Here is a 12808-nt window from a genome sequence, read left to right as displayed (position 1 = left end):
TGTTCCTTATTTTCCGGGATGTCTGATGTCCTTAATCTGAGTCTTCCAGCGCCCTTATCCCTTGGAATCTTTCCACAAATTTTGAGATTTTATCAAAAACTTCCTGTTTTTTGGTCAGATATCGCGGGTTCAGAGGACTCATTTTTGGCAACATCTCATTCAGTTCTGTGCCGTTTTCGGTGGCGAATCGTCTTTTGAGGGAGGCTGCAATATAACGACGGGCGACCTGCTCATTCAGATTTTCGCTACTGATAAGATCATGAACCTCTTTTTCCTGCTCACTTTGGGCAAATTTATAGAATGCCTCAAGAAGGTCGGGTCTCGTCAAAATTTCGTCCAGATTCGTTTGTTGGATGAAATTAATAATCAGACTTTCCTTACCACGGTTATCAAGACTTGCCCGGATGATCTTTTGAATCTCTTCAATAAGATCGTTCTTATTGCTGTGTTTCTTGTGATAATCGTAAAGGAGGCCAAGAATGTAATCGAGGTTGATTTCCTGAGATTTCAACAAATCCACTTCGAAGACAACATCATCCCAATCAACAGAAGATTTTTCCTGTTCTTCCGAAGTTTTCTTTTCGCGTAACCAGTCCCGGATATCATTATAGGTTGAGCGATAATCCTGATTTTTACGCTCAGAGGGGAGGTGTATTTTTTCAAGTTCAGCCAGTTTGGCATCATCAAGATTATATTTTTCCTTAAAACTTTCCAGAGCTGTTTCATTATGGGCGTCAAGAGTCTGAAATTCTTTAAGGGCTGTGAACTCATCATAATTCTGCAAAATATTTTCAGCGCGCAGATACTCGCCAAATAATTTTACGAACGCCTTTTTATCGCTTTCAAGGATAATCTCTTCAGGGTTGGGGAAGCGGGTTTCCAGTTCTGCGGTAATAGCGATGAAGCCGCGCCCATTTGGATCGTCACCGAAACCTTCCATATATTCGGTGTAACTTCTTTCCAGAATGATATTTCTGGTATTGCTGTTACCAAATAACCTCAGCGCATCAATCGTTGCCTGCTCAAGGTCACGGAATGTGACAATATTGCCGAAGCTTTTAGTCGCATTGAAAATGCGGTTTGTGCGGGAATAGGCTTGTATCAGGCCATGATAACGGAGGTTCTTGTCCACAAATAAGGTATTGAGCCCAGGGGCATCAAAACCAGTCAGGAACATGCCGACGATTATGAGAAGATCAACCTCTCCAGCTTTGACGCGTTTGGAAAGGTCGCGATAATAGTTCTGAAACTCCCGGTCATCGACTGAAAAGTTGGTTTTGAAAATCTGATTATAATCATTGATGGCACTTCCCAGAAACTCCTTGGCTGTTGGCTCCATGGTTGAGACAGTAAAGCCCTCATCAGCGATGTCACCGAGTGCATCCTGCTCCTCATTGGCGGAAAATGAGAAGATCGTGGCGATTTTGAGAGGATGGGACGTGTCTTTTTGTAAGTTATTAAACTCTTTATAATAAAGTTTCGCAGCCTCGACACTACTGACGGCAAACATGGCATTAAAGCCTTTGGCGCCTGCCTGTGCACGGTGGGTTTTCTGATTAAAATTATCCAGAATATAACGCGCTATCCCTTTAATACGGTCAGGGTGCAAGAGTGCTTTTCTGTTCTCTGCTGAACTGAGCTTTGTTTCATCCTGCTCTGTTTCAACAGTTTTGAATTGAGGTCGCACGTCATTATAATCGACCTTGAATTTCAGAACCTTTTCATCACGTATAGCATCGGTGATGATGTAGGAATGAAGCTCCACGCCGAAAACACTTGCTGTTGTTTTATCATTCAAGGAATTTTCAGGGAAAATAGGCGTGCCTGTAAAACCAAACTGATAATATTTTTTAAATTTCTGCGTGATGGCCTTTTGTGCTTCACCAAACTGACTGCGGTGACATTCATCAAAAATAAAAACAACCTGCTTGTCATAGATTGAAAGGTCGTCAGCACTCTTAAGCAGATTATTAAGCTTCTGAATCGTTGTGACGATGATCTTGTTATCATCCTTGTCCAGATTGCGCTTAAGCGCGGCCGTGCTCTCAGACCCATTAACACTGTCAGGAGAAAAACGCTGATATTCCTTGATGGTCTGGTAGTCGAGGTCTTTACGGTCAACAACAAAAAAGACTTTATCAATGAACTCAAGTCCCGTTGCCAGACGAGCCGCTTTAAAACTGGTCAGGGTTTTGCCGGAACCCGTCGTATGCCAGATAAAACCACCACTTCCCGTATTGCTCCAGTTTTTCGCCTCATGGGAACTTATAATCTTCCATAAAATGCGTTCAGTTGCGGCGATCTGGTAAGGGCGCATAATCAATAACGTATCGCTTGAATCAAACACGCTATAGAGAATTAACACCTTGAGGAGCGTCTCTTTCTGAAGAAAGGTGGCTGTAAAATCCTCAAGATCCTTAATGGGAATATTCTTTGAATCAGCCCAATTCATGGTGAAATCAAAGCTGTTTTTATTGCGCTTTGTGGTATTGGCGAAATATCGTGTGTCTGTCCCGTTGGAAATGACAAAGAGCTGCACATATTTATAAAGGGAATTATCGCTGTTAAAGCTCTCTTTACTGTAACGGTGGATCTGGTTAAAGGCTTCACGAATAGCCACACCCCGTTTTTTTAATTCAATATGAATTAAAGGCAGCCCATTGACTAAAATCGTGACATCATACCGGTTGGAGTGGGTGCCCGTCTGTTCAAATTGCTTGATAAGCTGGACTTTATTGAGTGAAGGCGTTTTTTTATCCAGCAGCTTGATATTTTCAAGATGGCCGTCATCAAAAATAAAGTCATGAACATAATTATCATGAAGCTTGCGGGCTTTATCAGTGATGGTGTCGTTGGGAGAGTCGAGATAGGTCTCAACAAATCTTTTCCATTCATCATCGGTAAAGCGCGTATGATTCAACGTCTCCAGCTGCGCACGCACATTGCTGAGCATGGCTTCGGGGCTGTTAATATCGGTGCGGAGCTCGTAACCCTGTGCTGTTAAATCGTTAAGAAGTTGCCGCTCCAGATCAGCTTCACTCTGATAGCTGTTAGGGCTGCCCTCTTTTTTGATATATTTGTCGAGAACGATATAATGGTTTGTTTCTGCAATTGGTTTTGTGAGTTCAACCATTTTTCTCTCTCTTTGGGGCGAAGTGATACGTATCGTCCAGCTTTTTTAGCAAATAGCTGATCATTTTTTTATGTTGTGGTGTCAGCTCGGCAACTTCTTCATAAGATAATTTATTGTGAGAAAAGAAATTCACAATATGTCTGATATAGGATTTTCTGATTTCTTCATCCTGGATTTCAGGCTGGTTTTCCGTACTATCAGGCACGATATCAGACCATTTTTCGTAGCCTAGAAAACTGGCTGTTTTTTCGTAAAGATTACGAAGAAGCATGAAATGATAACGCTGCACCTGTCCCTTATCGATGGCTTCCTGAAGGAGGTTTTTTATATAAAGATGATAGGAAAAGGCGGTATTTGCCTCGCCCTCTTTTCCTTCCAGAGAAAACCCTCCATCTTCTTGGGAGCGTAATATATACCCTTTTTTGATTTTCTTGTTCGTGATCGTGCTATAGAGGACATTATAAAATAAAGGATTATGAGTGGTTATAATAAATTTCAGCTCAGAGTTATTTGATAGAATGAGTTCACCCAGATCAATGGCTAATTGAATGAGATGATTTTCATCAAGAGAGCTAACCGGATCATCAATAAATATATATTTCAACCGGTTGAATCTATCATTATCCCTTTCGTCTGGATCTGCAATATTAAGCGTATTTATGACTTCCTCAAACAGGCTGAAAAAAACACTCCATATAAAATTGCTTTCCTCTCCCCTGGAGATTTTTATGGGGCTGGAGGTGTTTTCATCGCCTCGTTCATATGAAAAACGGACTTCAGAGAAATCTTCATTAAAATGAGGGGTTAGGGCTTTATTGGTATAACGTTGGAAATTACTGATGATATTCTGATCCCGTCCCTGATCTTTTAAAATCCACTCTGTAAACCAGTTGGGGTGGATTTTAAGCCTTGGCCCGTCTTCCTGAAACGAAGAATTATCCCAGGAAAAGAGGTCTTCCGTAAAAGCGTTATAATATAGGATGACAGGATGAGGAGAGCCGGACGTAGTTTCTTCGACGTTTCCGGGAAGGATGAGCTCTCTGAAAGCACGTGAGAGGCGTGTTTTCCCTGTACCATTAAAAGCATAAATTAATTGAACTTTATCGTCCTGATTAACCTTCTTTTTCTCTTCCTTCCCCTTCTTTTTCTTTTCAACTTTCTTCTTCGGGTTAAGTAACTCCTGCGCAATTTCAGTCAGACCCCGGCTCATTTCAGGCACCTTTAACGTTATCTTCAGGCTTGGGGAAGGTAAGGAGCCTGTCACGATAATATTCATATTGCTTCTGCCGCAACTCAATCTCCCGCGGTAACCCTTCCGTAATAGAATGCGTCAACGCATCAAATTTATCAAGAATCGCAACAATGCGCGCTTGTTCGGCGAGGGGAGGGAGTGGGATTGGAAATTTATCTGTATCAGGTGTAGAAATTTGCGGCATTTGCATTTTATTTCCAATATTTCGGAAATATATTTCATTCATTTTTAAAAAATAATAAACAAATTTTATATTAATTTCATGGTTATTTGAATGGTATGACCACATCTCATTTTTGTGGGAAAACGGCTTATCGTAATATTCGAATTCAATAATGCCACGTGATTTAACAATAATTGATGGTTGTAAATTTATGTCTTTGTCCGGAATATCACCATAGTTTACTGATGCTACTGTTTTGCCTCCAGCAAAAATTTTTACTGGGGATCCTTCTTTATTCAGTAATTTCATTTGATTGGCAGTGATTTTTGTACCTTTCGTACGTACTAATATCTCCCCCAAAGGTTTCCATTCGACATCGCGGCCTTCGAAGTTTAGGAGTTGGTCACGATAATAGTTGTATTGTTTCTTACGGGCGGTAAGCTCTGTTGTAAGCTCTGTTGTAAGCTCTGTTGTCAAAGCCGTAAATTTATCCAGAATACGAACAATCTCCTCCTGCACCCGCAGCGGCGGGATGGGAATGGCTATTTGTTTTAAAATTGCTTGCGTTAGACTTGGTCTCCCAGATCCGCAGTCAAGTGCTGACAAGTTTATGGTTCTAATAAAATAATAAAGAAATTTTGGAGTTATTATACATTCATTGATTTTAGTGTAATAAATTGTATCTACGTTCCACAAGGGTTTTTCTGTGTAAAAAATATTACTGATAGAACCTTTTCGCGGAATAAGAACGGTTGGTCTGTTATAAGAAAATGTATCAACGTATCCCATAATACCTCCAGAACCATATACTGGGATATTACCTGGCTTTAGTTTTTTCCAATCTTTTCCATGAACTATTTCAGACACCTCCTCCAAACGCTTCCACTCCACCTCAGCCCCTTGAAGCAGTTTTTCCATGAAATCTGAAACCTGTTTCACGCTTCGATCTCCGCGATGATGGCGTCGATATCGGTTCTGAGTTGGTCGATTTTGGCGACGGTGGTTTTTAATTCGGCATTCAGTTGGGTGATGTCCACAACCTCGCGTGTGTCTTTGGCTTCGACATAGCTGCTGACGGAGAGGTTGTAATCATTGGCCTTGATCTCATCAAAATGCACAGATCGTGCCAGATGCTCATGGTCCTCCTTGGTTTCAAAGAGGCTGAGGATTTTGTCTCTATGTTCGTCAGTCAGGACGTTATTATTTGTCTCTTTTTTAAATAGGCCGCTGGCGTCAATAAATTGCGTGGTGCAGTCCGTTTTATGTTTTGAAAGCACGAGGATATTCACGGCAATAGAGGTGCCGAAAAACAGATTGGGTGCGAGGGCAATCACGGTTTCGACGTAATTTTTCTCGACCAGATATTGCCGGATTTTTTTCTCAGCGCCCCCACGGTAAAAAATGCCCGGGAAGCATACAATGGCGGCCCGCCCTTTTGGTGAAAGATAGTTAAGGGCATGGAGCACAAAAGCGAAATCCGCCTTTGATTTAGGGGCCAGAATCCCCGCTGGTGCAAAGCGGTCATCATTAATAAGGGTTGGGTCATCTGAGCCGACCCATTTTAAGGAATAAGGCGGGTTGGAGACGATGGCATCAAAAGGTTTCTCATCCCCAAATTGAGGGTTGAGGAGGGTATCGCCAAGCGCGATCTTGAATTTATCGTAATTGATATTATGCAAAAACATGTTCATACGCGCCAGGTTATAGGTCGTATGATTCACTTCCTGGCCGAAGAATCCCTCTTCAATGATGTGTTGGTCAAACTGTCTTTTAACCTGAATCATCAGAGAGCCTGAGCCGCAGGCGGGGTCGTAGATTTTATTGACTTTTTTCAGGCCGTGAATGGCCAGCTGGGCAATCAGCTTTGATACCTTTTGCGGGGTAAAGAACTCCCCGCCCGATTTGCCGGCATTTGCGGCATAATTACCGATGAGAAATTCATAGGCATCGCCGAAAAGGTCAATTTCATGCTTTTTAAAATCGCTGAAATTGAGTTCAGAAATTCTTTTAAGGACTTTAGTCAGTCGGGCATTTTTGTCTTCAACGGTGTGGCCCAGTCTTGTGCTTGTTGTATCAAAATCAGCAAACAGGCCCTTAACGTTTTTTTCAGAGTCATAACCATGGGCAGAGGCTTCAATGGCTTTGAATATGTCATTTAACGTTACGTTAAGCTCTTTATTTTTCTCAGCATTTTTGACGACATTGACAAAAAGCTCTTCAGGATAGATGAAATAGCCTTTTTCTTTTGTAACGGTGTCTTTCAGAGCCGGCGAAATTTCTTCTTTGGCCATTGATGCATAATTAACTGTGTCATCTCCTCCTTGCATAAATTCAGTGAAATTTTCGCTGATAAAGCGGTAAAAGAGGGCACCCAGGACATATTGTTTAAAGTCCCACCCATCCACAGCACCTCGCACGTCATTGGCAATCTGCCAGATATCTTTATGTAATCTGTCGCGCTGTTCAGTGGCGTTCATTGTGGATACTCCGGGCTTTTTCTGAAACTTTAGTTAGCTATCGGTTGCCCTTCAAGATAGCAAGGCGTCCGGAAGCAAAATCTAGCATGAAACAAAAAGGCGGCAGAGAAAATATCCCTGCCGCCTTTCTTTTAAAGCATGACGGTTTCAGGTTTTAGCCGCGCATCTGGCGGGCTGCTTCGACCATGTTGGTGATCGCTGGTTTGACTTCTTCCCAACGGCGTGTTTTCAGGCCGCAATCGGGGTTCACCCAAAGCAGGCGACGGTCCACTTTCTTCTCTGCGGCTTTAAGCAGATCCACCATTTCTTCAACGCTTGGGATACGGGGTGAATGGATGTCATACACGCCTGGCCCAATCTCTGAAGGGTAACGGTGGTGGCTGAAGGCCCCCAGCAGTTCCATTTTGGAACGAGCCGTCTCAATGGAGATCACGTCTGTATCCATCGCAATGATGGCACCGATGATGTCATTGAACTCAGAATAGCACATATGTGTGTGAATCTGGGTTTTGTCTTCAACACCACTGGCAGTGACGCGGAAGCTCTCAACAGCCCAGTCCAGATAATGCTGCCAGTCAGCACGACGCAGAGGCAGGCCTTCACGCAGAGCGGCTTCGTCAATCTGGATAGCCTGGCAGCCAGCTTTCTCGAGGTCCTGCACTTCGTCACGGATAGCGAAAGCAATCTGGCGGCAAGTGACAGAACGAGGCTGGTCATCACGCACGAAGGACCAGTTCAGGATGGTGACAGGACCTGTCAGCATGCCTTTCATGGGTTTCTTTGTGCAGGATTGTGAGAAACGCCACCAGTCGAGTGTCATCGGGGCAGGGCGTGTCACATCACCATAAATGATGGGCGGACGGACGTAGCGTGAGCCATAAGACTGCACCCAGGCATTTTTGGTAAAGACGAAGCCTGAAAGCTGCTCACCAAAATATTGCACCATGTCGTTACGCTCGAACTCACCATGCACGAGCATGTCGAGGCCGACTTCTTCCTGCCAGATAATGGCGGATTTTGTCTCTTTCTCAAGGAACGCTTTATAGTCCGCAGCGCTCAGCTCGCCTTTGGCGTTCTGGGCACGGGCTTTGCGGATTTCAGCAGTCTGCGGGAAAGAGCCAATCGTTGTTGTGGGGAAGAGAGGCAGCTTCAGAGTGGCTTCCTGAGCTTTCTGACGGACTGGGAAAGGTGATTTCCGTTTGGTCAGGCTCGGGTCGTTCTGGGCAATACGTTCTTTAACCGCAGGGTTATGAATTTTGCTTGATGTTTTGCGGCTTTCAATCGCAGCACCATTGGCTTCCAGCTCTGATTTGACAGAGGCAGCCCCGTTATTGAGGGCTTTGGAAAGTGTGGAAAGTTCAGCAATTTTCTGAACCGCAAAAGCCAGCCATGATTTAACGTCCGCATCCAGCTTTGTTTCACGTTCCAGATCAATCGGGGTGTGAAGCAGAGAGCAGGAAGGAGCAAGAATGAGGTCACGCTTGGCAGCGATCGGCTCAATGACTTTCAGCAGTTTGTTCAGGTCCGCTTTCCAGACGTTGCGGCCATCAATGATCCCAAGTGAAAGCAGCAGGTCAGGGCGAGCTTTTGCAAGAACGTCCTTCAGCTGTTCGGGAGCGCGGACGAGGTCCACATGCAGCCCCTGAACAGGGAGAGCCAGTGTTGTCTCAAGATTGTCACCCAGCGCACCGAAATAGGTTGTGAGCATCAGCTTGAGAGCGGGCACGCTGCTTGTGAGGGTCTGATAAGCCTGTTTGAAAGCAGCGCGAGCGTTATTATCAAGATCAAGAACCAATGTTGGTTCATCAATCTGGACCCACTCAGCGCCTTCTTTCTGAAGCTGGCTCAGAACGTCCACATAAACAGGCAGAAGCTTGTTTAAGAGGTCAAGGCGGTTGAAGGACTCGTCATGAGTCTTGCCGAGGAGCAGGAAGCTGACAGGGCCAAGAATGACAGGGCGTGTTTCAAAGCCCTGAGCGCGTGCTTCGCGATATTCATCAATGATCTTGGTTGAGGTCAGTTTAAAGGCCTGATCTTTGGTGAATTCCGGCACAAGGAAGTGATAGTTCGTGTCAAACCATTTGGTCATTTCAGCAGCGGGGACGTCAACGCCCTTGCCATGACCACACCCACATCCTTCTTCAGTGGTTTTCTGTGCACCAGTAGTTTGGCGGCCACGAGCCATGGCGAAATAGGTGGTCAGGTCCATTTTATCACTGACCTGGCCATAAATGGCTGGGATCGCTCCAACCATCGCACTGGTGTCGAGCACATGGTCATAAAAAGAGAAGTCGTTGGAAGGGATGATGTCAGCCCCTTCCTTTTTCTGCCGGGCCCAATGGGCGGCCCGAAGCTCAGCGGCTGTTTTCTGAAGGTCAGATTCAGAGCTGTTGCCAGCCCAGTAACTTTCCAGTGCTTTTTTGAGTTCGCGGTGGCTCCCGATACGTGGGAAGCCTAAAGTAGCGACGCGTACAGTCATTCTTTGCCCCATAATATAGCGGTAGAGCAGTCGGGAGAGACAGAAACGCTCTCAGCGGGACTCCACCAGAAATTATCGTCTCTAAATAGTCAGAAAGGGCATGAAGTCCCTTCTCTTACAGAGTCTTTACATAAAAAGAATATGCGCAAACGCTGCGTCTGGTCATCATAAGTGGCAAATCTTGCAGATTGTGTCAACAGTTCTTGCACATATAAAGAAGTCGTTATATATGCTCTTTCATGGACCAGGCTATTAGTATTTTTCAGGCTCTTTCTGAGCCAACACGATTACGGATTCTCCAGCTTTTGCGGGAGATGGAACTTTCAGTTGGGGAACTCGCGCAGGTTTTAGGCCAAAGCCAGCCGCGCGTTTCCCGTCACGTGCGCATTTTGGTTGAGGCGGATCTGGTCTGCCGCCGTAAAGAGGGGAGCTGGGTGTTTCTGACACTTGGGCCAGAAGAGATTCTGGCCCCTGTTTTTGCGGCTCTGGATCAATGGTCCCGCTCATCAAACGGGACTATGGCCGGCGTACAGGCAGACCGGCACCGCTTGCAGGCGATCCGCACTTTAAGGGTGGATACGGCCCAGGGGTGGTTTGAGGATCATGCGACGGAATGGGATGAGATCCGCTCTCTCTACGTTTCAGAACAGGACGTGGAAGCGGCACTTCTCAAACTGGTCGGGTCAGATCCCATAGGGCGTCTGGTCGATATCGGCACAGGTACAGGCCGTATGCTGGAGCTTCTGGCACCGCAGGCAGAGACTGCTCTGGGGTTTGACCGAAGTCCCGCCATGTTGCGTCTGGCGAGGGCTAAACTGGCTTCTGTAAAAACGCGGCATGGAGGCCGTGTTGAACTTTGGCAGGGTGATTTTTATGCCCTGCCGCTGGGTGATGACATGGCAGATCTGGCAATCATGCACCAGGTCCTGCGTTACGCCCAATATCCTGCCGCTGTTCTGGCAGAGGCCGCCCGCCTTCTGGCACCAGGAGGGCGGTTGCTTGTTGTCGATTTTGCGGCTCACGATCGTGAAGATTTGCGCACGCGTGATGCGCATGCCTCGCTTGGCTTTGGGGACCAGAATATGACTGAATGGTTCCGGCAGGCGGGATTAACGCCCATGGCTCCTTTAGCGCTTGAAGGGGAATTGACTGTCAAGCTCTGGCTTGGACAGCGCCCAATGGGGAAGAGTTTGGAAAAAGAATAAACGGATTTTCATATATAGATCACATATAAGGACGATTTTTAACATGTCTGCACACGCTGTTTCTGGGGCTTTGCCCAATATTTCATTTGAGTTTTTCCCTGCTAAAACTGATGAGGGCCATAACGCCCTGATGGAAACAGCGCGTGCGCTGGTCGCTCTGAAACCGGAATTTATGTCTGTGACGTACGGTGCAGGGGGCACAACACAGGAACGCACCTTGGGAACATTGAAAGCCATGGTGCAGGAATTTGACGTGCCCATGGTGGGGCACCTGACCTGTGTTGGTGCATCCAGAGATGAAGTGAATGAAGTGGCCCAATCGTACTGGGATGCGGGCGTAAAACAGATTCTTGCTCTCAGGGGAGATCCACCGCCTGTGGATGGAAAGCCGACTCCCTTTAAAGCTCATCCGCAAGGGTACGGATCAGCAATCGAGCTGATTGAAGGTCTTAAAAAACTGGCCCCTTTTAAAATCAAGGTGGCCGCCTATCCTGAAACGCACCCTCAGGCTCAAAGCCCTGAAGTGGATCTGGACGTTCTTAAACGTAAATTCGACGCCGGAGCGGATCAGGCGATTACCCAGTTCTTCTTTGAGGCAGAAACGTTCCTGCGTTTCCGGGATAAATTGGCGAAATTTGGAATTGAGAAAAAGGTCATTCCCGGAATTCTGCCCATTGGCAATGCTGCACAAGCCTGGAAATTTGCCGGTATGTGCGGTGCACGGGTTCCCGCCACCTTAAGGGACGTGTTTGAGGGAACAGATAATTATCCTGACGTAAGAGGTCGGATCGCAGCCGTTATGGCAGATCGGCTTTGCCAGACACTGCATTCAGAAGGGGTGGAGCATTTCCATATTTATACGCTGAATCATAGCGTTGCTCCCACCAGCCTGTCTCTTTTATTGGGGCATCATTTTTAAACTTAATTGTCGTTTAAGATCTCTTTTCTTTTCCCGAGAAAGTCCTATATAAAATAGTGATATAGAGCAGACCTCGGGAGGGGAAGAGATGAGCGAAGATTTAGCACTTCAGAAAGCTGCACTACAGATTGAACGGGTTACAAAAGGGCAATCGCCAGCCCCGGTAATCCGTACTTTTTTTGACGAAGCCACGTGCACAGCAAGTCACGTCGTTTCATGCCCGATCACGCATAAGGCGGCTGTCATTGATAGTGTGCTGGATTATGATCCGGCCGCAGGGCGCACCTCTTTTGCCTCAGCGGAGCAGATTGTCTCTTACGTTCATGAAGCAGGTCTGACGGTGGAATGGCAGCTTGAGACCCACGTTCATGCGGATCATCTTTCTGCGGCTCCCTGGTTGCAGGAAAAATTGGGCGGAAAGCTCGGGATCGGAGAAGAGATCCTGCGGGTGCAGGACGTCTTTGGCAAGCTTTTCAATGCCGGGACCGACTTTGCCCGTGATGGTTCACAATTTGATCATCTCTTTAAAGATGGAGAGCAGTTCAAAATTGGTGAGCTGGATGTAACGGTGCTGCATGTGCCAGGTCATACCCCTGCTGATATGGCTTATATTATCGGTGATGCCGCGTTTGTTGGGGATACGATCTTCATGCCTGACTTTGGCACAGCACGCGCGGATTTCCCCGGTGGAGATGCACGAAAACTCTATCATTCAATCAAGAGATTGCTTTCACTTCCTCCCCAGACGCGCTTGTTCCTCTGTCATGATTATTTATCAGCCGGGCGGGATCATTATCTCTGGATGACGACCGTTGAAGCAGAAAAAGAAAATAATATTCACGTCAGCCATGGGGTGACGGAAGAAGCCTTTGTCAAAATGCGCAATGACCGTGACCGAACCCTCGCCATGCCAACTTTAATCATGCCCTCTGTGCAGGTGAATATGAGGGCAGGGCATCTTCCTGAACCAGATGATAATGGCGTGAGTTATATCCGTATTCCAGTCAATAAAATCTGAAAGGAAAAAGACAGGATCAGTGTCAGTTTCTTAAAAAACTGATCCTGTTTCAGGACAGAAAAAGTGGCGCCTGGCAGTTCCTGCTGTGTGTCATGTCGTAAAAAAAGCCTATTCCCTCTATAAAGAAGGAATAGGCGTAACGTTTTTCCAGCAGAAACCCTA

General features: G+C 46.1%; 8 protein-coding genes. 3 read left to right on the top strand and 5 right to left on the bottom strand.

The genetic code is table 11. The features are described 5' to 3' along the window. Positions 1-31 precede the first annotated feature (31 nt). The 5 genes from ACSYSY_RS07780 to metE all read right to left on the bottom strand — a co-directional run bounded on the left by ACSYSY_RS07780 (position 32) and on the right by metE (position 9504). A complete protein-coding gene (locus tag ACSYSY_RS07780) occupies positions 32-3133 on the bottom strand; it encodes a type I restriction endonuclease subunit R (RefSeq protein WP_491707002.1) in 3102 nt (1033 codons plus the stop codon). Then, positions 3126-4409: a hypothetical protein gene (locus ACSYSY_RS07775; RefSeq protein WP_491707001.1), complete on the bottom strand. Its 1284-nt coding sequence runs from the start codon at positions 4407-4409 to the stop codon at positions 3126-3128. The genes ACSYSY_RS07780 and ACSYSY_RS07775 overlap by 8 nt, the downstream gene beginning before the upstream one ends. After that, complete coding sequence (locus ACSYSY_RS07770) at positions 4345-5487, bottom strand: restriction endonuclease subunit S (protein ID WP_491707000.1); 1143 nt, start codon at positions 5485-5487, stop codon at positions 4345-4347. Before ACSYSY_RS07770 ends, ACSYSY_RS07775 begins: the two co-directional genes overlap by 65 nt. After that, the gene (locus ACSYSY_RS07765; RefSeq protein WP_491706999.1) at positions 5484-7025 is read right to left on the bottom strand and encodes a type I restriction-modification system subunit M; all 1542 of its coding nucleotides are present in this window, start codon (positions 7023-7025) and stop codon (positions 5484-5486) included. The genes ACSYSY_RS07770 and ACSYSY_RS07765 overlap by 4 nt, the downstream gene beginning before the upstream one ends. Before the next feature lie 154 nt (positions 7026-7179). Further along, entirely contained in the window at positions 7180-9504 is a 2325-nt protein-coding gene (metE, locus tag ACSYSY_RS07760; RefSeq protein WP_491706998.1) for a 5-methyltetrahydropteroyltriglutamate--homocysteine S-methyltransferase, read from the bottom strand. Positions 9505-9743: 239 nt separating this feature from the next. Here metE and ACSYSY_RS07755 point away from each other — a divergent pair, with 239 nt between their 5' ends. The 3 genes from ACSYSY_RS07755 to ACSYSY_RS07745 all read left to right on the top strand — a co-directional run bounded on the left by ACSYSY_RS07755 (position 9744) and on the right by ACSYSY_RS07745 (position 12646). Next, positions 9744-10709, top strand: a complete 966-nt coding sequence (locus tag ACSYSY_RS07755) for an ArsR/SmtB family transcription factor (protein ID WP_491706997.1) — start codon at positions 9744-9746, stop codon at positions 10707-10709. A 43-nt stretch (positions 10710-10752) separates the two neighbouring features. Then, positions 10753-11628 (top strand): methylenetetrahydrofolate reductase, encoded by an 876-nt coding sequence (locus ACSYSY_RS07750; RefSeq protein ID WP_491706996.1) that lies wholly within the window; start codon positions 10753-10755, stop codon positions 11626-11628. Positions 11629-11716: 88 nt separating this feature from the next. Further along, complete coding sequence (locus tag ACSYSY_RS07745; protein WP_491706995.1) at positions 11717-12646, top strand: MBL fold metallo-hydrolase; 930 nt, start codon at positions 11717-11719, stop codon at positions 12644-12646. Positions 12647-12808: the final 162 nt, after the last annotated feature.

Source organism: Aristophania sp. ESL1100 (genome assembly GCF_058511235.1).
Note: the sequence above shows the minus strand (reverse complement) of the source record. Positions and strands in the feature narration are given on the sequence as shown.

What these genes read in the sequence shown, in the direction of transcription:
- ACSYSY_RS07780 (WP_491707002.1), bottom strand. Translation starts at nt 3,133, where the DNA reads ATGGTTGAACTCACAAAACCAATTGCAGAAACAAACCATTATATCGTT.
- ACSYSY_RS07775 (WP_491707001.1), bottom strand. Translation starts at nt 4,409, where the DNA reads ATGAATATTATCGTGACAGGCTCCTTACCTTCCCCAAGCCTGAAGATA.
- ACSYSY_RS07765 (WP_491706999.1), bottom strand. Translation starts at nt 7,025, where the DNA reads ATGAACGCCACTGAACAGCGCGACAGATTACATAAAGATATCTGGCAG.
- metE (WP_491706998.1), bottom strand. Translation starts at nt 9,504, where the DNA reads ATGACTGTACGCGTCGCTACTTTAGGCTTCCCACGTATCGGGAGCCAC.
- ACSYSY_RS07755 (WP_491706997.1), top strand. Translation starts at nt 9,744, where the DNA reads ATGGACCAGGCTATTAGTATTTTTCAGGCTCTTTCTGAGCCAACACGA.
- ACSYSY_RS07750 (WP_491706996.1), top strand. Translation starts at nt 10,753, where the DNA reads ATGTCTGCACACGCTGTTTCTGGGGCTTTGCCCAATATTTCATTTGAG.
- ACSYSY_RS07745 (WP_491706995.1), top strand. Translation starts at nt 11,717, where the DNA reads ATGAGCGAAGATTTAGCACTTCAGAAAGCTGCACTACAGATTGAACGG.